Origin of the sequence: Aeromonas sp. DNRA1, assembly GCF_963888745.1 — a bacterium.
Classification (GTDB): domain Bacteria; phylum Pseudomonadota; class Gammaproteobacteria; order Enterobacterales; family Aeromonadaceae; genus Aeromonas; species Aeromonas hydrophila.
Genome location: NZ_CAWPKQ010000008.1, coordinates 18,780 through 41,357 on the forward strand (window position 1 = coordinate 18,780; position 22,578 = coordinate 41,357).

Annotated in this window: 20 protein-coding genes and 2 pseudogenes; 9 read left to right on the forward strand and 13 right to left on the reverse strand. The window is 59.2% G+C overall.

Features of this window, described 5'->3' with window-relative positions:
• Positions 1 to 23 precede the first annotated feature (23 nt).
• Positions 24 to 1,604 (reverse strand): ABC transporter ATP-binding protein, encoded by a 1,581-nt coding sequence (locus AACQ43_RS19935; protein WP_039214817.1) that lies wholly within the window; start codon positions 1,602 to 1,604, stop codon positions 24 to 26.
• Positions 1,605 to 1,687: 83 nt separating this feature from the next.
• Positions 1,688 to 2,686, reverse strand: a complete 999-nt coding sequence (locus AACQ43_RS19940; RefSeq protein WP_024944638.1) for a BMP family lipoprotein — start codon at positions 2,684 to 2,686, stop codon at positions 1,688 to 1,690.
• A gap of 432 nt (positions 2,687 to 3,118) precedes the next feature.
• Here AACQ43_RS19940 and uvrD point away from each other — a divergent pair, with 432 nt between their 5' ends.
• The 3 genes from uvrD (at position 3,119) to AACQ43_RS19955 (ending at position 7,857) form a co-directional block, all read left to right on the forward strand.
• Positions 3,119 to 5,290 (forward strand): DNA helicase II, encoded by a 2,172-nt coding sequence (gene uvrD / locus AACQ43_RS19945; protein ID WP_168968475.1) that lies wholly within the window; start codon positions 3,119 to 3,121, stop codon positions 5,288 to 5,290.
• Between the two features lie 394 nt (positions 5,291 to 5,684).
• Complete coding sequence (gene dgt, locus AACQ43_RS19950; protein ID WP_168968477.1) at positions 5,685 to 7,220, forward strand: dGTPase; 1,536 nt, start codon at positions 5,685 to 5,687, stop codon at positions 7,218 to 7,220.
• Positions 7,210 to 7,857 carry a primase 1D-like protein gene (locus AACQ43_RS19955; RefSeq protein ID WP_168968479.1) on the forward strand — a complete coding sequence of 216 codons (648 nt, stop codon included), beginning with the start codon at positions 7,210 to 7,212 and terminating at the stop codon, positions 7,855 to 7,857. The genes dgt and AACQ43_RS19955 overlap by 11 nt, the downstream gene beginning before the upstream one ends.
• An 86-nt stretch (positions 7,858 to 7,943) precedes the next feature.
• Here AACQ43_RS19955 and AACQ43_RS19960 read toward each other — a convergent pair whose 3' ends face one another.
• The 5 genes from AACQ43_RS19960 to AACQ43_RS19980 all read right to left on the reverse strand — a co-directional run bounded on the left by AACQ43_RS19960 (position 7,944) and on the right by AACQ43_RS19980 (position 11,445).
• The gene (locus tag AACQ43_RS19960) at positions 7,944 to 8,309 is read right to left on the reverse strand and encodes a DUF2846 domain-containing protein (protein ID WP_168968481.1); all 366 of its coding nucleotides are present in this window, start codon (positions 8,307 to 8,309) and stop codon (positions 7,944 to 7,946) included.
• A gap of 106 nt (positions 8,310 to 8,415) precedes the next feature.
• Positions 8,416 to 8,682, reverse strand: a complete 267-nt coding sequence (locus AACQ43_RS19965; RefSeq protein WP_445206794.1) for an REP-associated tyrosine transposase — start codon at positions 8,680 to 8,682, stop codon at positions 8,416 to 8,418.
• 108 nt (positions 8,683 to 8,790) lie between these two features.
• On the reverse strand, positions 8,791 to 9,321 hold the full coding sequence (locus AACQ43_RS19970) for an REP-associated tyrosine transposase (protein WP_168968483.1): 531 nt from the start codon (positions 9,319 to 9,321) through the stop codon (positions 8,791 to 8,793).
• A 166-nt stretch (positions 9,322 to 9,487) separates the two neighbouring features.
• Positions 9,488 to 10,381 carry a LysR family transcriptional regulator gene (locus AACQ43_RS19975; RefSeq protein WP_168968485.1) on the reverse strand — a complete coding sequence of 298 codons (894 nt, stop codon included), beginning with the start codon at positions 10,379 to 10,381 and terminating at the stop codon, positions 9,488 to 9,490.
• Between the two features lie 278 nt (positions 10,382 to 10,659).
• Positions 10,660 to 11,445, reverse strand: a complete 786-nt coding sequence (locus tag AACQ43_RS19980) for a hypothetical protein (protein WP_168968487.1) — start codon at positions 11,443 to 11,445, stop codon at positions 10,660 to 10,662.
• 237 nt (positions 11,446 to 11,682) lie between these two features.
• On the opposite strand from AACQ43_RS19980, the gene AACQ43_RS19985 reads away from it, so the two are divergent.
• Positions 11,683 to 12,024 carry an SH3 domain-containing protein gene (locus AACQ43_RS19985; RefSeq protein ID WP_103244057.1) on the forward strand — a complete coding sequence of 114 codons (342 nt, stop codon included), beginning with the start codon at positions 11,683 to 11,685 and terminating at the stop codon, positions 12,022 to 12,024.
• Positions 12,025 to 12,127: 103 nt separating this feature from the next.
• Here the strand turns inward: AACQ43_RS19985 and ydfZ are convergent, their stop codons facing one another.
• A complete protein-coding gene (gene ydfZ, locus AACQ43_RS19990; RefSeq protein ID WP_168968489.1) occupies positions 12,128 to 12,325 on the reverse strand; it encodes a putative selenium delivery protein YdfZ in 198 nt (65 codons plus the stop codon).
• 278 nt (positions 12,326 to 12,603) lie between these two features.
• Between ydfZ and AACQ43_RS19995 the strand changes: the two genes are divergently transcribed.
• Positions 12,604 to 13,104: a DUF1993 domain-containing protein gene (locus AACQ43_RS19995; RefSeq protein ID WP_168968491.1), complete on the forward strand. Its 501-nt coding sequence runs from the start codon at positions 12,604 to 12,606 to the stop codon at positions 13,102 to 13,104.
• A 187-nt stretch (positions 13,105 to 13,291) separates the two neighbouring features.
• A complete protein-coding gene (locus AACQ43_RS20000; RefSeq protein WP_168968559.1) occupies positions 13,292 to 13,957 on the forward strand; it encodes a hypothetical protein in 666 nt (221 codons plus the stop codon).
• An 80-nt stretch (positions 13,958 to 14,037) separates the two neighbouring features.
• On the opposite strand, the gene AACQ43_RS20005 is transcribed toward AACQ43_RS20000, so the two are convergent.
• The 3 genes from AACQ43_RS20005 to AACQ43_RS20015 all read right to left on the reverse strand — a co-directional run bounded on the left by AACQ43_RS20005 (position 14,038) and on the right by AACQ43_RS20015 (position 15,836).
• On the reverse strand, positions 14,038 to 14,487 hold the full coding sequence (locus AACQ43_RS20005; protein ID WP_168968493.1) for an SRPBCC family protein: 450 nt from the start codon (positions 14,485 to 14,487) through the stop codon (positions 14,038 to 14,040).
• Between the two features lie 80 nt (positions 14,488 to 14,567).
• A complete protein-coding gene (locus tag AACQ43_RS20010; RefSeq protein WP_017410560.1) occupies positions 14,568 to 15,080 on the reverse strand; it encodes a cupin domain-containing protein in 513 nt (170 codons plus the stop codon).
• A gap of 99 nt (positions 15,081 to 15,179) precedes the next feature.
• Positions 15,180 to 15,836 (reverse strand): DUF3313 domain-containing protein, encoded by a 657-nt coding sequence (locus AACQ43_RS20015; RefSeq protein ID WP_017410561.1) that lies wholly within the window; start codon positions 15,834 to 15,836, stop codon positions 15,180 to 15,182.
• A gap of 271 nt (positions 15,837 to 16,107) precedes the next feature.
• Between AACQ43_RS20015 and AACQ43_RS20020 the strand changes: the two genes are divergently transcribed.
• Positions 16,108 to 16,782, forward strand: a complete 675-nt coding sequence (locus AACQ43_RS20020; RefSeq protein ID WP_175610377.1) for a chromophore lyase CpcT/CpeT — start codon at positions 16,108 to 16,110, stop codon at positions 16,780 to 16,782.
• Positions 16,783 to 16,791: 9 nt separating this feature from the next.
• Here AACQ43_RS20020 and AACQ43_RS20025 read toward each other — a convergent pair.
• Positions 16,792 to 17,043, reverse strand: a pseudogene (locus AACQ43_RS20025) (LysR substrate-binding domain-containing protein); the annotation flags it as partial.
• Here AACQ43_RS20025 and AACQ43_RS20030 point away from each other — a divergent pair.
• Positions 17,024 to 17,308 (forward strand): annotated as a pseudogene (locus tag AACQ43_RS20030) (LysE family translocator); the annotation flags it as partial. The pseudogenes AACQ43_RS20025 and AACQ43_RS20030 overlap by 20 nt on opposite strands.
• 96 nt (positions 17,309 to 17,404) lie before the next feature.
• Here AACQ43_RS20030 and AACQ43_RS20035 read toward each other — a convergent pair.
• Positions 17,405 to 18,514, reverse strand: a complete 1,110-nt coding sequence (locus tag AACQ43_RS20035; protein WP_194759689.1) for a YeeE/YedE thiosulfate transporter family protein — start codon at positions 18,512 to 18,514, stop codon at positions 17,405 to 17,407.
• 1,226 nt (positions 18,515 to 19,740) lie between these two features.
• Here AACQ43_RS20035 and mgtA point away from each other — a divergent pair.
• Positions 19,741 to 22,503, forward strand: a complete 2,763-nt coding sequence (gene mgtA, locus AACQ43_RS20040; protein WP_168968497.1) for a magnesium-translocating P-type ATPase — start codon at positions 19,741 to 19,743, stop codon at positions 22,501 to 22,503.
• Positions 22,504 to 22,578: the final 75 nt, after the last annotated feature.

A 22,578-nucleotide genomic window follows, 5' to 3' on the forward strand; every position in this document is an offset into this window, starting at 1 on the left:
TCCGTTACAAGTGGCTGTGAGCTTCATGATGTGGCTCCTTGTGATTGGCTTGCCGCCACGTCGTCAGGAACTATGTTCGCCATCATCAGACCGATGGTGCGTTCATCCGCCTTGGCGGCATCCAGCTCACCGACGATGCGACCGTCGGCGATGACCAGGATGCGGTCAGAGAGGCTCATGATCTCGTCCAGCTCCACCGATACCAGCAATACTGCCTTGCCCTTGTCGCGCATGGCGATGATCTGCTGGTGGATGTACTCGATGGCGCCGATGTCGACCCCGCGGGTCGGCTGGCCGATCAGCAGCACATCCGGGTCCTGCTCCACTTCCCGGGCGATCACCAGCTTCTGCTGGTTGCCGCCGGAGAAGTTGGCGGTCTTGTGCTCGGGGTGGGGCGGGCGCACGTCCCACTTGTCCATCTTGGCCTGGCAATCCTGCAGGATCGCCTCTTTGTTCTGCAGCCAGCCCTTGTTGTACTGGGGGCGGCGGTGATAGCCGAGGATGAAGGCCTCTTTCGCCTCGAAGCGGTTGATGAGACCCATCTTGTGTCTGTCTTCCGGCACGTGGCCGAGACCGAAGTTGCGCACCCGCTCCGGGTCGGCCGGGTGGCTCACGCTCACTTCGTGGGCCTGACCGCCACCGGTGATGGTGAAGCTGCCCTTGCTCGGCTTGAGGATGCCGCCGAGCAGGCTGAGCAGCTCGGACTGGCCGTTGCCGGAGACGCCGGCGATGCCGACCACTTCACCGGCCCGCACCTCGAAGCTGACGGATTTGACCCGCTCCACCCTGGCGTCGTCCACATAGCTGAGGCCATCGACCTTGAGCTTGGCGTCGCCCGGCTGGGTCGGCCCCTTGTCGACCTTGAGGCGCACCTTGCGGCCCACCATCAGCTCGGCGAGCTGCTCCTTGTCGGTATCCTTGGTGGCGACGTGGGCCACCATTTCACCCCGGCGCATGATGGAAACCTGATCCGTGATGGCCAGGATCTCGCGCAGCTTGTGGGTGATGAGGATGATGGTGGCGCCCTGATCGCGCAGCTTCTTGAGCACCTCGAACAGATGATCCGCCTCTTGCGGGGTCAGAACCCCGGTCGGCTCGTCCAGGATCAGGATGCGGGCGCCGCGATAGAGCGCCTTGAGGATCTCGACCCGCTGTTGCAGGCCTACAGGCAGATCCTCGACCTTCTCGTGCAGCGGCACTTCGAGACCATAGTCCCGTGCCAGCTCGCCCAGCAGCTTTTCGGCCGCCGCCAGGCTCTTGCCCAGGTGCCAGCCGTTTTCCGCGCCGAGAATGACGTTTTCCAAAACCGTGAAGTTGTTCACCAGCATGAAGTGCTGGTGCACCATGCCCACGCCTGCGGCAATCGCATCTTGTGAGCCATGGGGTTTGAACGGGTTGCCGTCGATGAACATCTCGCCTTTGTCGGCGTGGTAGAAACCGTAGATGATGCTCATCAGGGTCGACTTGCCGGCGCCATTTTCACCGACGATACCGTGAATGCTGCCTTTACGAACCTTAAGGTCGATCTGCTTGTTGGCGTACACTTCGCCAAACCGCTTATCGATACCCCTTAATTCGATGGCATAGCGATCTGTCTGGTCCATGATGCAGTCCTTGCGGGTCATGAAAAGAGACTAAAAACCGGCCCGTGCGGGCCGGTCGTTGGGTTGAGAGTAGTAGCGGTTACTCAGTATTTGCAGGTGCTGTCGCTCATGTAGTCGTGCACCTTGACCTTGCCGGAGATGATTTCAGCCTTGATGGCGTCAACCTTGGCTTTCATCTCGGGGGTGATCAGCTTCTCGTTGTCTTTGTCGAGTGCCCAATCCACACCACCCTCGGCCAGGCCCAGGTTCTTGATACCCGGTTTCCAGGTGCCCTTGGCGGCGTCATCCCAGGTCTGGTAGGCGGCCAGGCCAACCGACTTGACCATGGAGGTCAGCATGGTGCCCGGTTGCAGGTGGTTCTGGTTGGAATCCACGCCGATGGCCAGCTTGCCTTCGTCCTTGGCGGCCTGGTAAACACCGATGCCGGTACCGCCAGCGGCGGCATAGACCACGTCGGCGCCCTTGGCGAACTGGGACTTGGCCAGTTCTGCACCCTTGGCCGGGTCAGCAAACGCCGCCGGGGTGGAGCCGGTCATGTTCTGGAACACTTCGATCTTCGGATTGACGTACTTGGCACCCTGCTCGTAGCCGCACTCGAACTTGCGGATCAGCGGAATGTCCATGCCGCCCACGAAGCCGACCTTGCCGGTCTTGGAGGCGATGGCAGCCAGGGCGCCCACCAGGAAGGAACCTTCATGCTCCTTGAAGATGACGGACTGGACGTTCGGCTTGTCGACCACCATGTCGATGATGGTGAACTGGGTTTTCGGGAACTCGGTCGCTACTTTCTCTACCGCGGAACCCATGTTGAAGCCGACGGCAACGATCGGACCGTTGCCACGGCTGGCCAGACGACGCAGACCCTGCTCACGCTGGGCTTCGTTCTGGGGTTCGAACTCCTTGACCTTGACGCCTTTGTCTTTGTTGTAGACTTCGACGCCATTGCGGAACACGGCTTCGTTGAACGATTTGTCGAATTTGCCTGCGGTGTCGTAGATGACGGCGGGCTGGGAGGCTGCCTGGGCAGACAGGGCAGCGAGAGTGAGGGCGGCAACGGTGGCCAGCTTGAGCACTTTAGTCACGATCGTATCCTTGATTGTTATGTGAGGGTCCACAACCTGCCAGGGCAGGCCATAAAGCACGCTGGCTAACTGTAAGTGAGCCATGGTGTGGGTCAAGGAGATCATAAAGGAAAAACGTTTGCGTTAACGGTTTGAAATATAAGCAAATCACTTTATAAGTGGTTGTTTTGATGCCTGTTTTCAGATTTAAATTCTGTGAATAATTGGCTCCAAATGACATTTATGTTTGTATTCATAAGGTTATAAGCAAGCGTTTTCTTCAAGTTGTACAAAAAGTGGCTTCCAATGGTGCCAACTGATGGATTTTTCTCGGTTGGAACGCGTCATCCTCGGTGGCAAGCAACCGGCTTGCAACGGTCACCGACAAGCCGATTTGGTCTGTGGCGCCGCAGGTCGTATAATCCCCGCCTGTATAAATAAACAGGAGTGGTGATGGACGTTTCAACCCTGCTCGACGGGCTCAATGACAAGCAAAGAGACGCGGTGGCGGCCCCCCGTTGCAACCTGCTGGTGCTGGCCGGTGCCGGTTCGGGCAAGACCCGGGTGCTGGTGCACCGTATCGCCTGGCTGATGCAGGTGGAACGCTGTTCACCCTTCTCCATCATCGCGGTGACCTTTACCAACAAGGCGGCGGCCGAGATGCGCGGCCGGGTCGAAAAAGTGATCGGTGACGGCGTGCGCGGCATGTGGATCGGCACCTTCCACGGCATCGCCCACCGCCTGCTGCGGGCCCACCATCTGGATGCAGGGCTGCCGCAGGATTTCCAGATCCTCGACTCCGACGACCAGTACCGTCTCATCCGCCGGGTGCTCAAGGCGCTCAACCTCGACGAGAAGCACTGGGCCCCGCGCGCCGTGATGGGCTACATCAACGGCAAGAAGGACGAGGGGCTGCGCCCTGGCGACATCGACCTCTACGGCGACCCCGTCACCCGCACCTATCAGCAGATCTACAAGACCTATCAGGAGACCTGCGATCGCTCCGGGCTGGTGGATTTTGCCGAGCTGCTGCTGCGCGCCCACGAGCTGTGGCTCAACAAGCCGCACATCCTCGAGCACTACCGCGATCGCTTCCAGAACATCCTGGTGGACGAGTTCCAGGATACCAACGGCATCCAGTACGCCTGGCTGCGGATGCTGGCCGGCGACACCGGCAAGGTGATGATCGTCGGCGACGATGACCAGTCCATCTACGGCTGGCGCGGTGCCAAGATCGAGAACATCCAGCGCTTCCTGACCGACTATCAGGGCGCCGAGACCATCCGTCTCGAGCAGAACTACCGCTCCACCGCCAATATCCTCAAAGCCGCCAACTGCGTCATCGCCAACAATGCGGAGCGGCTCGGCAAGGAGCTGTGGACCGAAGGGGCCGAGGGGGAGCCGATTTCCCTCTACGCCGCCTTCAACGAGGTGGACGAAGCCCGCTTTGTGGTTGGCCGCCTCAAGGATTGGAAAGAGAAGGGCGGTTTGCTGGCCGACTGCGCCATCCTCTATCGCTCCAACGCCCAGTCCCGGGTGCTGGAAGAGGCGCTGATGCAGGACGCCATGCCCTACCGCATCTACGGCGGTCTGCGCTTCTTCGAGCGCCAGGAAATCAAAGACGCCATGGCCTACCTGCGGCTTATCAACAACCGTGGCGACGACGCCAGCTTCGAGCGGGTGGTCAACACCCCGACCCGCGGCATCGGCGATCGCACCCTCGAGATCCTGCGCAACAACGCCCGCGATCAGGGCCAGAACCTGTGGCAATCGGCCAAGGCGCTGCTCAATGACAAGGTGCTGACCGGCCGCGCCGGCAACGCGGTGCGCGGCTTTGTGGATCTCATCGACGCGCTGGAGGAACAGGTCTCCCTGCTGCCCCTGCACCAGCAGGCGGATATCGCCATCCAGCACTCCGGCCTCAAGGCGATGTATCTGGCGGAAAAAGGCGAGAAATCCCAGGCGCGGGTAGAAAACCTGGACGAACTGGTCACCGCCTGCCGCCAGTACCAGCGCCCGGACGAGCTGGAAGACATGAGCGATCTCTCCGCCTTCCTCGCCCACGCGGCGCTGGAATCTGGCGAGAATCAGGCGGACGAATATGCCGACGCGGTGCAGCTGATGACATTGCACAGTGCCAAGGGCTTGGAGTTCCCGCTGGTGCTGCTGGTCGGCGTCGAAGAGGGGATGTTCCCCAGCCAGCAATCCACCGAGGAGTCGGGCCGGCTGGAAGAAGAGCGCCGCCTCTGTTACGTCGGCATGACCCGCGCCATGGAGAAGCTCTACATCTGTTATGCCGAGAGCCGCCGCATCTACGGCCGCGAGATGTTCCACAAACCGAGCCGCTTTATCCGCGAGATGCCCGCCGAGTGTCTGGAAGAGATCCGGCTGCGCACTCAAGTCAGCCGCCCCACCCAGTACGGCCGCTTCAGCCAGAACGAGGTGCAGCAGAGCTTTGACGCCAGCGGCATCAAGCTCGGCCAGCGGGTGCTCCATCCGAAATTCGGCGAAGGGGTGGTACTCAACTTCGAAGGAGTCGGCCAGCAGAGCCGGGTGCAGATCCAGTTCGACGACGTCGGCGCCAAGTGGCTGGTGACGGCGTATGCCAGATTGGAAGCGCTCTGATTTTTCCCGTTCTTGATGCAATCAACCCGGCCTAAGCCGGGTTGGGCTTTATATTACTAATCGTGGCAAGAGTAATATATGTGTATTTATGTATTTATGTATTTATGTATTTATGTATTTATGTATTTATGTATTTATGTATTTAACATTCCGCTCCATAAATTATGAGCAATACAGATTAAAATCTATTAGCTCATTATTTTAACAACCTCAAGATTTATGTTTTATGTGTACAACTAATCACGTGTACTCTGGGCGTTAATAAATTAAAAAACTAGCGCATTTTTTCAGATACATACAATTATGTTTTCATTGAAAAAAAAGTGATTAATAAGTAAAATGCCACTTATTACATTTAGATGACTTAATTTATTGGTTATGGCACGGGGAATATATGGAAAATTTAATTAAAATAGATAGGTCTCGAGTATCCACTGCCGAGCACTCTTCAATTTTAGCTGCGACTCAGAGTGATAGAGCTCGTCTAATCTATTCTGCACCCTTTCGAAGGCTACAGCAGAAAGCCCAAGTTTTTTCTTTGGAAAGCAATTCCGCGGTTCGGAGCAGATTAACCCATTCTATTGAAGTATCACATATCGGACGATATATTGTAGCTAAAATAACCGAAATGATATCACAGGCAGATAATATTTCGGATTCTCAAAAAGAGTACTGGAAAGAAAATGGTCTAGCTATTTCAAATATTGTAGAAATAGCATGTTTAATGCATGACATTGGTAACCCACCCTTTGGTCACTTCGGTGAAGCAGCAATTGTTGAGTGGGCAAGATCTGCTGGAATGGATAATGTTATTGCAAGTGCAATTCCGAAAACTGATGGTGTTATAAATAAAGATATTCTTCTAAGCGATTTTTATAATTTTGATGGCAATCCGCAAGGATTTAGAATCATTACAAAGTTACAAGGAGATGATGGTTTTAATGGTCTTAATCTAACATTCTCTCAACTTGCATCATTTTTGAAGTATACTCATAGTCCTGAAACAAAATCATCATCACCAGCGAAACCGTTCACCAAAAAAATTGGTTTCTTTGAAACAGAAAAACACATTATTCATAAGGCTTGGCAAGCACTAAGTATGCCAAAACATTCACGTCATCCTCTTGGTTTTCTTATGGAGGCATCGGATGACATATCATACTGCATTAGTGATATTGAAGATGGAATTGAGAAGGGGATTATAACTCTTGAGCATTTTATAGCGAATATGAAATTGCTGACCGAAAAGGAGTTAGCGCACGTCAATAATGACGATAAATATAAAAAACTCTTGATTCAGCTGACTCAACAACAAGGTATAGATTCACCTATAGGTGTTTTTCTTTCATTCAAAACCCAACTTCAGAATATTCTAGTCCATGACGTGGCTGAATTTTTCATATCAAATTACGATAAGTTTTTAGATTTTTCCTTGGATAAGGAGATTATTTTTAAGGGCACTACCTCTCATTCTGTTCTTAAATTATTAAAAACCTACACAGGGAAGTATTTGTTTTCTTCATGTGAAGCAGAGGAAATGGAACTTTCAGGATTTTCAATAATTTATGGAATTCTTGATGAATATCAAAAACTCTTAAGCCTGCCAAAGGAATCTTTTATATCTCTTGTTATTAGTGATGTAGATGAAATAAACAAAAAAAATCTAAAACTTCATCATAGACTATTTAATAGGCTTCCCTCTAGACATGTTAAAGCTTATATGTCGGCATTATTAAATGAAGCTCTTCCTCCTAAAAAAATGGAAGATGAGGCAGCTCTTAACGCAATGCTAAAAACAAAAACTATGTCTATGGATGCTCATCAAGAGTGGGTTTTACGTGCACACCTAATTGTTGACTTTGTTTCTGGCATGACTGACCAGTTTTCAATGGAATTTTTCCAGATGTTGAAGGGTATAAATGTCAAATAATTATCCGTACAATACCCAGCTGGGTATAAAGATGGGGAGGCACCCATTCCAATGGGTGGCGCTGTTATTGCGAAATTATATTAACACCAACCCAGTTTGGGCATCGTCAAACATTGAATTAAGTCGTTATCACTACATACCTCAGTCTTTCCAAGATTATCGTGAGACTATACATCTTGCAATTTCAGAACTAAATGAGAATATCTTCTTGCAGATGATCATGGAATTACCACAAGACTTTGAGTTAGCAATAAATTCTAGAGTAATAACTATGGGTCAAGTCTATCATATACCCATGATTGATTTCGGATATAAAGGTTCCAGCCCATTAGAGTCACAGTTATTAAAAGAATTCAGCTCATATTGGAGAATGAACTTTAATATATATGACAGCGGACGTTCATATCATGCATATGGAGATAGATTACTGACAACTCAAGAATGGTACCAATTCATGGGAAGTTTATTGCTTTTAAATAAACCTAGTGGATTTAAGCTGATTGATGAGCGATGGGTTGGACACCGTATAGTTGGTGGTTATTCAGCTTTACGATGGAGTAAAAACACCTCTCATTATAAAAAATTTCCGACATATTGTGGTTATTTGAACGGAACTGAGTTCAATATCTCGATATAGTGGAACAATAATTTGGGCTCTCCATCATTCTGACAGATGGCGTAGCTGTTGAGACTACGCCCTGTTTATTCGGTGAAGATATCAGATTACTTAACCAACTTACTCTCCATCACCCCTTGCTTGCCCTCCTCTTCACTGACCTGACTCAGCTTGGAGCGAGCCATCAGCAGGCCCATTTTGACCTCCTGCCAGACGTAGTAATTTTTACCCGCCTCGGTGCTGAGGGTCAGGGTGGCATCGTTCTCCGACTTGGAGGTGATGGTGTGGCTGCCCGGCGTCACCTGCTTGAGGATATAGCTGTGGGCCACGGTATCGCCTACGGCAGAGCCATCCACCAGCAGCGGCATTTTCACCGCCGTGCCGAAGGTCTCATTGCGATAGATATAGAGGTTGGCTGCATCCTTGGGGGCCACAAACTGCTTGGCCTGCGCATCTGCGGTGGCATCGGCCATGGGTACGGAAGGGCCGTAGGTTCGATTAGCGAAGCGTAATCGGACGATCGAGTAATCGGACGATCGCGTAATCGGTCGCTTACAACGGAACAACCCTTTTAGGTGTTCACTCCCATCCCCCCAACACCCCATCCACTGATCCGCACCAATCCGGCGGATAGATGCCGCTCGCCACATAACGATGGAAGGTGGAATACGACCAATCGGCCACCCGGGTGACATGACCATGCTTGAGCGGGTTGATATGGACGTAATCCATATGGTGGCGGTAATCCTGCTCATCCCGGATCAGGTGTTCCCAATAATGGCGTTGCCAGATGCCCCGCTCCCCGTGGCGTAACCGGGTCTGGCTGCGCCGTTCGGTCACCGGCAAGGCGCGGGAAAAGGGCCGTAGGTTCGATTAGCGAAGCGTAATCGGACGATCGAGTAATCGGACGATCGCGTAATCGGTCGCTTACAACGGAACAACCCTTTTAGGTGTTCACTCCCATCCCCCCAACACCCCATCCACTGATCCGCACCAATCCGGCGGATAGATGCCGCTCGCCACATAACGATGGAAGGTGGAATACGACCAATCGGCCACCCGGGTGACATGACCATGCTTGAGCGGGTTGATATGGACGTAATCCATATGGTGGCGGTAATCCTGCTCATCCCGGATCAGGTGTTCCCAATAATGGCGTTGCCAGATGCCCCGCTCCCCGTGGCGTAACCGGGTCTGGCTGCGCCGTTCGGTCACCGGCAAGGCGCGGGAAAAGTGGCTTTTGATCAACCGCCAACGCAGGGGGAAATCGGTGTCCCCTTCCGGCAAAGAGAGAATGCAGTGGAGATGGTCGGGCAACACCACCCATGCGTGAATGGCGAAGGGGTGAGCCTGCTGCACTTTGGCAACGCTATGGCGCAGCAAGTCGATCTGCTCCACCAGCAACCGGTTGTTGCGCCGCTCCAGCAGGTTGACGGTAAAGAACCAGGTTCCGCCGGGCCACCATGCCCGCCGCCAGTTGGCCATCCTCTTTCCCTTGTTGAGACTGAAAAGCCAAGCATAGCCTTGCCGCTATATAGCCAATCACGCGATCGTCCGATTACGCTTCGCTAATCGAACCTACACGCCGCATAAGATGGGTTATCGGTATCGTGGCCGAGAGGCACAAACCCCAAGCTCCCGCCTGTCTGACTTACCTCGGCTGAAACGCCTTGACGATAAATTCGATAAAGAGCCGCACGTTGCGGGACTGCTCCTTGTGGAAGGGGTAGACGGCGAACAGGGCGTGGGGGTCGGGTTGCCAGTCGGGGAGCAGTCTGACCAGGGTGCTGTCCGACAGGTCGTTCGACACGAATTCATCCGGCACCAGGATCACCCCGAGCCCCTGCACCGCCGCCTGTTTCAGGGCGATGCCGTTGTTGGCACAGAAGCTGGCGGGGGGCAGTTCCACTGCCACGCTCTCCGCGTCCCGGGTGAAGAACCACTTGTTGGGGGAGGAGGAGAGGCTGTAGCGCAGGCAGTTGTGGGCCTTGAGATCCGCCGGGTGGGCAGGCTGGCCCGCCTCCTTCAGGTAGTCGGGGGCGGCGCAGAGCACCCGCTGCACCTCGCACAGGGGTTTGGCGCGCAGGGTAGAGTCCTCCAGGGTGCCTGCCCCTCGGATCACCACATCCAGCCCCTGATCCACCAGATCCATGTAGGCGTCGCTCAGGATCACCTCAATGCCGATTTCCGGGTAGCGGCGCTGGAACGCGCAGACGAGGGGGTTGAGGCGGATCAGCCCGTAGGACATGGGCATGCCGATCCTCAGCCTGCCCCTGGGGGTGAAGGAGGCAGCCATGATGGACTGGTCGGCGGCCTCCAGGCTGTCCAGCACGGCGCATATCTGGCCGTAATAGGCCATGCCGGCTTCGGTGACGCTCAGCCGCCGGGTGGTGCGGTTGATCAGCGCAATGCCGAGAAAGGCTTCCAGCTCGTTGATGTTCTTGCTGACCGCCGCCTGGGAGAGGCGCAGATCGTCCGCCGCTGCCCTGAAGGTGCCCATTTCCACCACCCGGCGAAAGACGTTCAGCGCCGTGATCTTGTTCATCCTGCCCCCGTTAATTCACTACTGGTAAATGATGGCGCCATCATTGCGCACTTTTATCACAATAGTGCGGTTCCCCGGGGTGTCCACCCCCCATCCCCCGCCAGACAGAGAGTTGCCGGTGGTAGAGCGGCCCGGATCATGGCCCTCCGGGCGTGGCGGGCCCGGCAGAGACGCAGACGAATAGAGAGGCGATGAGCCCCGGGCATCCCGGCCCGTGACGGCAGGCATAAAAGCAGGCGGCAGGGCCCGGGCCCCGCCGCCAGATGACACGCACCGGCTTACTGCACCTTGCCGGGGGCGGGGGGCAGGGTGATGCCGACATCGGCCCAGGGGTTGGTGCCGAGCAGCTGCGCGTGGGGTACATCCGCCTGGTAGCGCATGGTGAACGCTCTGGGGCCGTGGGCGAAGGCCACCAGCAGCCCCTGTTTTGCGTCCATCAGCCCGGCATGCATGCCCAGCCCGTGATAGCTGACTCGCACGGCCTTGTCCTCAAGGCCCACTTTGTCGATCTGGAAGCGGGCGATGCTGCCGTCTTCGAGGGTAAAGCCCCAGCGGAACGGGCCGCCGCTGACCACCGTCATCACCTCGTCGATGTCGGTGCCGTCCTCGGCGGAGTTGACGTGCATGCGGCCATATTTGCCGAGTACGGCGCTGCGGGTGCGCTCGTCCAGCGCCATCAGGTCATAGACCTTGGGGTAGGGGCCGACGCCGGTCTCCTCGGTGGCGACGCCGCCTCCTTGCACCGCGGGCTCGCGCCCTGCGAGCCTGGCCTGCTCAAGCAGTTCCCCCTGACTCAGATTGAAGGCCGCAATCAGGGCGCCGTGCTCCGCTTTGGTCAACGCGCGGCGGTGGGAGGCGGCGAGCAGCGGCCTGGCGGCCTCGGGAATGTCGACGGTGACCACGTTGACACCGATGGGGTTGAGCGCGTTGTTGACCGCCTCGACCCCGCTGACGGCGGCGCGGCCATCGCTGAACTGTACCGAGACGATGTCACCGGCGAAGGTGTTGAAAGAGAAGGCCGAGGCGAGGGTGCCGGCCAGCAACGGGATATGGGTGAGTTTCATACAAGACTCCTCGTTAAGGTTCGAGAAGCAGTCTAGGGCGGTGATGTGTTCACTGAAATGACACTCGAATGATATGAAAATTCACTGGTAGTAATGAATCGTGGGGATCAGGGTCGTCGGCCCGCCCCGGGGGAGATCGCCCTCTGCCAGAGGGTGTGAGCCCGGTTGACGCAACGGGGCCCGGCTTGTGGTATGACTCTGGACGTTACTCATCAGAACCTGTCGGAGGACGAGACAATGCTGGCGTTGATCACCACGGCGCACCACACCTGCTACCCCAATCCCATCGCCTTTCGGGCCGGAGAGCGGGTGCGCATCGGCCACGAGGACGACGAGTTTCCGGGCTGGGTGCGCACTTTTACCGCAGACGGCAACGAGGGGTGGGCGCCCCTGTCCCTGCTGACCCCGATCGGCACGGAGGAGGCGCAGGCGCGCCAGGACTATACCGCCCGGGAGCTTGACGTGGCGGCGGGGGAGCGGGTACGGGTGGATCGGGAGCTAGCAGGCTGGCTCTGGGTTCACAACGAAGCGGGGCAATCAGGCTGGATACCGGCAAGCTGCATCGCCTCGCCCTCATAAGGTGCAGCGGCTCGGAGAAGGAGTAGAGAGCAGAAACCCGGCCCCAACGGGGCGCGGCGGCCGGGTGAATTGTAAAGAGTAGGGTGACAGAGAACGCGGGTTATCAGCCTAGTCTAATCAACTCGATGGGGGCGTAGTGCTCCCGGGAGTTGGCCAGCAGCACGCACTTTTCATGCTCGGCCTGATAGGGGGTCAGGTTGTCGGTGTGAGCCTCTTTCAGAAAGTCGACGGCGCCGGTGGCAGCGATCATCACGCGTTGACCGGGTGTGAGCGCATTGCGGTTTCGGTCATAGATTTTCATGGCACTCTCCTTTTATGGGGCCCGGTGGTATGCCCGGGCTGCGCGAATCAGCCTACGCCCCTGCCAATGCGTGATGCATGTCACAGATCAAAAAAGAGCCGAAGAGGGACTCAGTGCGTCGGCAAGGGCAAACGGACCTGCCGCGCGGGGTCGTCCAATCCTGTCGCTGGGAAGGCAGGTCGGTACTGCTTTTTGCGGGGGTGGGCTCGAACAAACGGGGGGATACGCTATAGTGGATGCCGCTCGTTTAACTGCCTTCAACCAACCGAGAGCGCATTATGAATCGTGATATCGTCGCCCAGTTTATCAAGATGCTGACCAACCTCGACCACTGTCTGGCCAAGGCCGAGGCCCACGCCGCCGCCAAGAAATTCAACGTGGAGAACTTCTTCGGCGATCGGCTGATCGTCGACATGCTGCCATTCAGCAAGCAGGTGCTGATCTGCTGCGACAGCGCCCGCGCCGTGGTGGCCACCGCCAGCCTGAGCGAGCCGCCGGTGCTGGGGGATGACCCCAAGACCATGGCGGATCTGCGCGCCCATGTGGCCAAGACCCTCACCTATCTGCAGAGCAAGCTGGATGCCGATTTCAGCCAGTATGCGAGCGGCCACTACTACCCCTACTGGGCCGGTGGCAAGGGGATGGACGGCTACACCTGCGTGCATGAATACGGCATCCCCAACTTCTACTTCCATCTCACCATGACCTATGCCCTGCTGCGCAAGGCCGGGGTCGAGCTCGGCAAGGGGGATTACCTGGGCGCCATCAAGCTGCAATAAGCCGGACTCTGGTACGAAAAAGCCTGCCCGCTGGCAGGCTTTTTTTATCCGCGAACGGAGGCGAGCCGGATCTAGCGGCATGGTCGCTGGCGACGGCTCTGGGCATAAAGGCGTGGTCTTCGGCCCTCTCGCGGTTACAATCCGGCGTCAAAGTAGAAAGGGTAAGAGAAACATGAAGATCCGAGTAATGATGCTGGCGGCCTTGCTGTGCCATGGCGCCGCGCAGGCGCAGGAAAGCGTCGCCGCAAGCTGGCCCGACACCCCCGTCACCCGTCTCAAGGCGCAGGCGCTGCTGCAGACCCTCAATGCCACCCTGCTCAGCAACCCGAGCGCCACCGTCACCCTGCAGAACTGGTGCGCCGACCACCGGATGGCCGGGGAGCCGCGCATCCGCGCCCTGCGTGATCAGGATACCCGCAAACCGGCCGATGCCGCCGTCCGCGAGCAGCTCAAGATCGCGGCCGACGAGCCCGTTGGCTATCGCCGGGTACAGCTCGCCTGCGGCGATCATGTCTTCTCCGAAGCGGACAACTGGTACGTGCAAAGCCGCCTCACTCCCGAGATGAACCGGCTCCTCGACACCAGCGATACCCCGTTTGGCCTGGCCGTCAAGGCGCTCAACTTCAGCCGCCGGACCCTCTCTTCCACCCTGCTGTGGGCGCCCCTGCCGGCCGGTTGGGAGATGCAGATGCCCACCCTTACCAGCAGTGACCAGCCGCTGGCGATCCCCGAGCGGGTGCTGCAGCATAGGGCCATCCTCTCACGGGGGGATGGCGTGCCGTTCAGCCTGGTGGTCGAGACCTATCGCCGCGATCTCTTCGCCTTCCCGCTGGACAAGGCCCCCGGCCGCTGAGCCCGGATGGTGGTTTGGCGCGCACAGGCCGCCAGCAATAAAAAAGCCTGCCAGTTGGCAGGCTTTTTCGTGGGCGTCACTCAGCCCGGCGGGATCTCCGGCTCCACCAGAGCGGCCAGCTGGGCCAGCGACTCCTGCCAGCCGAGATAGCACATCTCTACCGGAATGGCCTCGGGGATCCCCTCCTGCACGATGGCGAGCTCGGTGCCGCACACCACCCCGGTCAGGATCACGGTCACGTGCATCACTCCCGGCAGGTTGGGATCGTCGAACCGGTCGGTGTAGCGGATGCGCTTGCCCGGTTCGAGCTCCAGGTATTCGCCGCCAAAGGCGTGGCTGTTGCCATGGCCGAAATGGGTAAACGCCATCCGGAAGTGGCCGCCCACCTGGGCCTCCAGCTGCTCCACCCGGCAGGTGAAGCCATAGGGCGGCAGCCACTTGGCCAGCGCATCGGCCTCGATAAAGGCCCGGTAGATCCGCATCGGCGGTGCCTTGAGCACCCGGTGCAGCCGCACTGTTCCTGTCCTCATCTCTCTGTTCCTCGTTGCCTTGGGTCCATCAAGGATAGCCGGTTGCGTCCGTTTGCCGACGACTGGCCGGCATTGGTGCCCTAGAAGGGGCCGTTGCGCTCGCGCAGCTGGTCGGGCAGGCCGTCGTGATCCCCCAGCTCGCGCTCGGGCACCGCATCCCAGTGCCGCGCGCCGATGAAGCGGTTGCGCTCGGGGTGCACGGCGTAGTGGATGTGGTTGTCCGCCCGATCGGTGTCGCCCACGCAGAGCAGTCGCACCGGCTGATCGGTATTGTTGATGAAGGTGTGGGCCAGCCCGTCGCCGGCCTTGAAGCCGACCGAGTCACCGGGCTGCAGCCGATGCAGCACGCCATCGAGCCAGACGTCCGGGGTGCCTTCCAGCACGTGGACGAACTCGTCCTCGGTCTCCTCGGCGTGGGGCCAGCTGGTGCGCCGGCCGGGCGGCAGCAACTCGTGGTGAATGCCGAGGCGGGCAAAGCCGTAGTGCCTGCCGAGGGCGCTGCCCAGAGAGAGCGGCTCCTCGCTGCCGGAGTAGCGGCCGGGCTCGGGCTCCTGCAGCTCGCGCCAGTGCTTGATGCTGGGGTGACGGTTCATGACGGCTCCTTGTCGAAGTCAGGGGGTAAACAAGCGGCCCCGGACTGGGCGCACGGGGCCGGGAATGGGCGTCTTGCGCCCGAGTGGCGATGAGCCGGACTAGCGGCCCAGGTTGTCGGCCAGTTGCTTGGCGCGGCCGGCGGCCCACTGGTCGATCATCTTCTCCATCTCGCTGGCGGTGATGGGGCTGTCTTTGTGGGTGGTATCCGGGCTCTCGCGCGCATCCATCACCCGCACCAGCAGCTTGCCGTTCTGGGAGTCGAGCAGCTGGGCCATGCTGCCCACCTTGAGCAGATAGGGCTCCTTGCCGATCACCTCGCGGGTGACGTTGATGGCGATCTTGGCGGGCAGCAGATCCCGTAGCTTGGGGTCGGGCCGGGTCAGGTCGAAGTTGGTGATGGCGGCCTGCACCCGCATCACGCCGGGACCGGGGGCGGTGGCAATCTTGACGCCGTGGCTCATCAGTTCGCGCTGGAAGGTAGCGTGGTAGTAGCGGCCGATCTCGTTCTGCTCGTTGGCGGTCAGCAGATACCACTGGCCGTTCTCCTGGCGGATGAACTGCAAGGGGTCGAGCAGCACCTGATGGTACTGGCGCAGATCCACGCCGGGCTCCTTGTAGATGCGCTGGTTGGGGTTGCTTTCACTCTGCTGGAAGGCGGTCAGCGGAATCGCCTGCAGGCTGTGGGATACCTGGTTCTTCACCGCGCAGCCACCCAGCAGAATGGCCACCATGCCCGCGATTACGGCTCTTTTCATCTTTTGCTCCTGATTGCGGCGCTTGCCCGACCCTGGCATCCGGTGCGCAGGGCATTGCAAGAGAAATAACCGATTCAAAGAGCGCCCACAAGCGAAGAGTGCAGGAGTGTTCAGGCAGGATCCAGCCCGCAGGCGGCGGCCACCCAATTGCCGGGACATGACGCTAATACAATGATTTTGCTTCGGATCGGCAATCATTTGATCAAGGTTGCGGATATTGGCGCCGTTCGCTCATATAATCGCCGCCATGAAACTGATTCGGAAGGATTCGATGACCAGCCTGATGGCGGCCCTGTGCGGGTTGCTGCTCTCCTGCCTGGCCTGGGCGGCACCCACCCCCTTCGTCACTACGCCCCCTGACAGCACCACCACGGCACCCTCCGCCAGCATGGAGCCGCTGCTCTCCTGGTTTACCGGCGAGTTCTCCAGCCGCGAGCAGGCCAGCTACGACAACCGCTTCACCAGCGCCGAGCTGCGGCTGGTGGAGATCTGGCCCGGCTACAAGGGTTTTCGCTGGGTCTATGCCGAGCAGTTCCTGACCGAGCGGTCGGTTCGCCCGTTTCGCCAGCGCATCTACCGCTTCTCGCTGGTGCCTGATGGCCGCATCCTGATGGCCGAGCTGACCATGCCGCGGGCCATCGACTTCGCCGGTGCCTGGCGCCAGCCCGAGCTGCTCGACTCCCTCACGCCACAGCAGCTCTCTTTGCGTCAAGGCTGCGAGATCTGGCTGACCCGCCAGCCGTCGGGGGAGTACGCCGGCCACAGCAAGGTGGGCAGCTGCTCCACCAATTTTGGTGGCGCCAGCACCCTGGTGCAGTACCTCTGGATCGGCCCCCACAGCGTGAGATTGCTGGATCGGGCCTACGACACCGAGGCCCATCAGCGCTGGGGCAGCCCGGGGGAGGGCTATGTCTATCTGCGCCGGGTGAAACAGCGCGGCGAGTAGGGCTGCGTCCTACAACTGGTGGCGCTGCTCGATCAGGTAGTCGATGAGCAGCCGCAGGCGCAGTGGCAGCGGCTCCCTGGCCGGGTAGAGCAGGTTGACCGGGCGCGGGGCGGGCAGGGCATCCGCCAGGATCTCCTGCAGGGTGCCGCTCTCGAGCTCCTCGCTCAGCAGGGCGCGCGGCTGCAGCAGGATGCCGGTATGGTTGAGGGCGGCCACCTTGAGGGCGCTGCCGTGGTTGCTGATGAAGGGGGCGCTCATCAGCCTGCTCAGCCCCAAGGCGATCATCTTCTTCACCAGCCTGTTTCCCCAGTTCATCGACTTTCGTCACGGGGCGCTGGGTCAGTGCATGCTGCTGGCGGTCACCTTCAGCGCCGTGGTGCTGGTGGTGCATGGCGGCTACTGTCTGGTGTCCCACTGGGTGGAGGCGCAAGGCTATGACGAACGCTTCGCCTAGGGGATCAACCGGCTATCGGCGGTGATGTTCACCGGCTTCGCCCTGTTGCTGCTGTTTAAAGGGTTGAGGTAGAGAAGAATGGGGGCTGGGGTAGCGTGGGATCGGCGCACCGGCTTGGAGGGGGAATCGTGACGGGATGGCGTTTAACCGCGCCATCCCGTTGTTTTATCAGAGCTTGAACAGCGGGCGCAGGCGGATGCCGATCAGGCTGCCGGCGAGGGCCATCAGCATCCAGACCCAGCCGTGCAGGCTGCCGGAGGCGGTGCCATCGAAGAAGCCGCCGAGGTTGCAGGCGCTGTACATGGCGCCCATCCCCATCAGCAGGCCGCCGAGGATGGAGGCCAGGCTGTTGCCGAGCCGCATCGGGGCGAAGGTGCCGCCACCACTGATGCAGCGCGCCAGCATGGCCCCCAGAATGCCGAGCCAGAACATGCCAACCATGGGGTTGATGAACAGCGGTTGGGCCAGCTTGGGGTTCCCCTCGAACAGGCCGAACAGGGAGGCACCGCGCAGCGCCATGTCATAGACGGCGCCGGTGATGGTCCAGGCCGAGCCGTGCAGGGCGACGACAGTGGAGTTGAGTATGGCGATGATGATGCCGCCGGTCAGCACGGTGAAGCGGCCATCGCGCCAGAACAGGTTGCCGCCGCTGAAGAGGGGCTTGAGCTCACCGGTACGTTTGAGCTCGCTCTTGCGAAATAGAAGGAACAGCGCGGCGACCAGCGCCAGGTTGAGCAGCATGCCGCTCCAGATATTGCCGGTCAAATCCTTGGCCAGCACCACATGGCTGGAGAAGGTGGCCTCCAGTTCGGGGCGGAACTGGTTGCTGATCAGGGTGCCGATGCCGTAGCAGAGCAGCACCAGCCAGAAGCGGGGTTGCCCCTCGCCGCAGCAGTAAAGGGTGCCGGTGGCGCAGACGCCTGCCAGCTGCATGCCGATGCCGAACAGGAAGGCGCCGACGATGAAGGGAATGCCGATGGCCATCACGTTGCCCACCATGGCATCGCCAAACAGGGCGTGGCTAAAGGAGAGGAAGCAGGTGAACAGCAGAATTTCGATGGCGATGGTGAGCAGGTGAACCCGCACATAGTAGCTGTTGCGCTTGGTCAGCATCTCGCGCCAACCGAACACGATACCGAAGCGGCTGAAGGAGAGGGTGAAGCCGAAGCCGAATCCGATCAGGGCCATCAAAGCCCATTTCATACCAAAGGTGTTGCCGAGCCAGAGTAACGCTCCCCCCGCGATTGCCACGATGGGGAGCGACCATTTTCGATTCATGCTGTTGTTTCCTGTGCGTCATGGATGGAAGCCGAGCATCCTATTCCCACATTGAGTCCGATTCCAGCCCGGATCGGGTGGATGGCCGGAAAATCCGGGCAAAACCCTATCCAGATCAATTCACGATGGCGGGGGAAGCGAAATGCGGATGAATCCGTTTTCGTGCGGGAAATAATGTAGCGGCCACTCCTTGCTGGAATTAAATGGCAAAAGATGAATTTATATTTTGCGCCGCCAAATATTTCTGGGTAGAATCTTGGCGTGTTATCAACAGATGGAAGGATATTATGGAAAGCGACAGTTGTAGCCGATTGCACAGCGCGATGTGGGCTAATCAGAACTGAGGTTGATATCCCTTCTTCTCCCTCACTCTGATCGCTCAGAGTGTGGCATCTAGCGAGTCATCCCGACTCTTGCAACCCAGCTCCGTCAGAGCCTGCGTTGCTCCCCGGATTGTTCCACTCCCTCTGCGAGCCATGCCGCCTCGCGCCCCAGCAATTGCACGCCTTGCCACGTACGCCCTTTGTCATGGGCCCGAGGCTGCCCGTTGCGCCCGTTCACCGGATCTTTGGCGAGCAGGGACAAACAGGCCGGCGTGAAATAACAGGATGGACAGCTCGTATTGAAACCAATGTGGTTTTCGATAGGCTGCGCTGCGAATTTAAATAATGAAGGTCTCTCCTTTATATATTTAGAAATATGCGCTGGCTATTTCTCAATATATTCGTGGGGTGCGGTTGATTGCTCATGTGACCGGACCATGAACCCTCCTCATTATTATTCGGCCATCATGCCGTTATTGTTGCCTGTGGTTATCCTGATCTCCTTTGTCGGTCCTGGTCGCCCCGTTGCGGCCCTTGCCTCCTGCCGATAACGCCGCCGCGCGGATCTGCCCGCCGGCGATGACCTGCCGTGACCTCGATATGCCGGGGCCGGCTTGCTGCCGCCCAACTCGGAGGAACCGTCATGACCGAAGAGCCCAAACCTAGACCCTCGGGGTCCACGCCTACCCACTCCTGATCCCCTGCGGGGAGCGGGATGCGGTGTCCTGACCCCTGATCCGACCCGAGCGCGCCGGTGTGGCCGCGCAGACTGCTGTCTGCGGGCCGCCCAGTGTGCGGCGGTGGTCTGCCCGCTGCCGGGTCCATTGCATTTCACATCAGTACTGACGCCAGGCCCGGCCCGCGACAGGGCCCGCTTGCGCGTAGAAATCAGGATAACGAGTCATGAAACAACAACATACCGCCAGCCGGCACAAGCAGCAGGGCTTTGTTGCCCCGACCAGTGTCAGGGAGAAGCTCTCCTCCCGGGTGCTTGACGAGGCCGACAAGTCCCTCGAGTACACCCTCACTGCCGTGCGCGGCAACATCGACGGCCTCACCGCGACCGAGGCCGCCAACCGCCTGATCCAGTTTGGTCCCAACGAGGTGACCCACGACAAGCCGCCCCATGCGCTGATCCAGCTGCTGCAGGCGTTCAAGAACCCCTTCGTGCTGGTGCTGATCGTGCTCGGGCTGGTCAGTTACGTGATGGACGTGTTGATGGCCGAGCCGGGCGACGAGGACTGGGTCAAGGTGATCATCCTCGGTGTCATGGTGGGCCTGAGCGGTCTACTGCGCTTCTGGCAGGAGTACCGCTCCGCCAAGGCGGCCGAAGCGCTCAAGTCGCTGGTGCGCAACACCGCCACCGTGCAGCGCCGACCCTCGCCCGGGGTCGCCCCCCAGCGCAAGGAGGTGGCGATGACCGAGCTGGTGGCCGGTGACATAGTGCACCTGCAGGCGGGGGACATGATCCCGGCCGACATCAAGCTGATCGAATCCCGCGATCTCTTCATCAGCCAGGCGGTGCTGACTGGCGAAGCGCTGCCGGTGGAGAAGTACGATACTCTGGGCGCCGTGGCCGGCAAGTCGGCAGACGGCACCGGCGCAGGGGAGGCGGGGCTGCTCGATCTGCCCAACATCTGCTTCATGGGGACCAACGTGGTGAGCGGTACCGCTCGCGCCGTGGTGGTGGCCACCGGCAGCGACACCTACTTTGGTTCGCTGGCCCGCAACGTGGTGAGCCACAAGCGCATCGAGACCAGCTTCGATCGCGGCGTGAACAGCGTCACCAAGCTGCTGATCCGCTTCATGCTGGTGATGGTGCCCATCGTCTTCATGCTGAGCGGGGTGAGCAGCGGTGACTGGATGTCGGCGCTCACCTTCGCGCTGGCGGTGGCGGTGGGGCTCACCCCCGAGATGCTGCCGATGATCGTCTCCGCCAACCTGGCGCGCGGCGCGGTGGCCATGGCCAAACGCAAGGTGGTGGTGAAGCGGCTCAACTCGGTGCAGAACTTCGGCGCCATGGACGTGCTCTGCACCGACAAGACCGGCACCCTGACCCAGGACAAGATAATCCTCGAGCACCACTACGACGTGCGTGGCAAGCGGGACGACCGGATCCTGCAGCTGGCCTGGCTCAACAGCTTTCACCAGAGCGGCATGAAGAACCTGATGGACATCGCGGTGGTCGAGCACGCCGATGCGCTGGGAGAGAGCTGCAAGCCGGCCAACTACCGCAAGGTGGACGAGCTGCCGTTCGACTTCGTGCGCCGGCGCCTGTCGGTGATTGTGCAGGACGATCTGGGCCAGCAGCTGATGGTCTCCAAGGGGGCGGTGGAAGAGATGCTGGCCGTCTCCAGCCAGATCGCCGATGGCCAGGAGGTGCGGGAGCTGACCGACGCGGATCGCCGTGCCCTGCTGCGCCAGAGCGAGGAGTTCAACGCCGAGGGCTATCGGGTGCTGATCGTGGCGACCCGCGAGATCCCGGCGGGCGAGTGCAAGCAGAGCTATCGCACCAGCGACGAGGTCAAGCTGGTGGTGCGCGGCTTCCTCACCTTCTTCGATCCGCCCAAGGATTCCGCCGCGCCGGCCATCCGCGCCCTCAACGACTACGGGGTGGCGGTCAAGGTGCTGACCGGCGACAACCCCATCATCACCAGCAAGGTGTGTCGCGATGTGGGGCTGGAGCCCGGTGTGCCGCTGCTTGGCAAGGATATCGAGGTGATGGACGACGTGGCGCTGTGCACCGTGGTCAAGCACACCACCATCTTCGCCAAGCTCACCCCGCTGCAGAAGTCGCGGGTGGTGAAGGCGCTGCAGGCCAACGGCAACACGGTGGGTTTCCTCGGCGACGGCATCAACGATGCGCCGGCGCTGCGGGATGCGGACGTGGGGATCTCGGTGGACAGCGGTGCCGACATCGCCAAGGAGACCGCCGACATAATACTGCTGGAGAAGAGCCTGATGGTGCTGGAGGAGGGGGTGATCAAGGGGCGCGAGACCTTTGGCAACATCTTGAAGTACCTCAACATGACCGCCAGCTCCAACTTCGGCAACGTCTTCTCGGTGCTGGTGGCCTCCGCCTGGCTGCCCTGGGCGCCCATGCTGGCGATGCAGATGCTGATCCAGAACCTGGTGTACGACGTCTCCCAGATGCTGCTGCCGTGGGATAAGATGGATCCCGAGTTCCTCAAGCGGCCGCGCAAGTGGGAGGCGAGCAACATCAAGCGCTTCATGCTGTGGCTTGGCCCGACCTCGTCGGTGTTCGACATCAGCACCTACTGCCTGATGTGGTTCGTGTTCGGTGCCGGTGCCCTCTATGCCACCGCCAACGGCAGCATGGATCCGCTGGTCAACGGTCAGGCCATCATGAACTCCGGCTGGTTCATCGAGGGGTTGGTGTCGCAGACCCTGGTAGTGCACATGCTGCGTACCCGCAAGATCCCGTTCCTGCAGAGTACCGCCACCCTGCCGGTGCTGCTCTCCACCTCGATCGCCATTGCCATCGGCTGTTACCTGCCGTTCTCGCCTGTGGCTGAGCACTTCGGCTTCATCACTCTGGATGGGCCCAAGTACTTCATGTGGCTGGTGATCACCATGCTGGCCTACATGGGGCTGACTCAGACCGTCAAGAGCATCTACATCAAGCGCCACGGTCAGTGGTTCTGATGAAGGGCTAGTGAGAGGGCCGGTTACCGGGCCAGGAACAATGAACGCAAAGAGGGATGGCCTGGGCCATCCCTC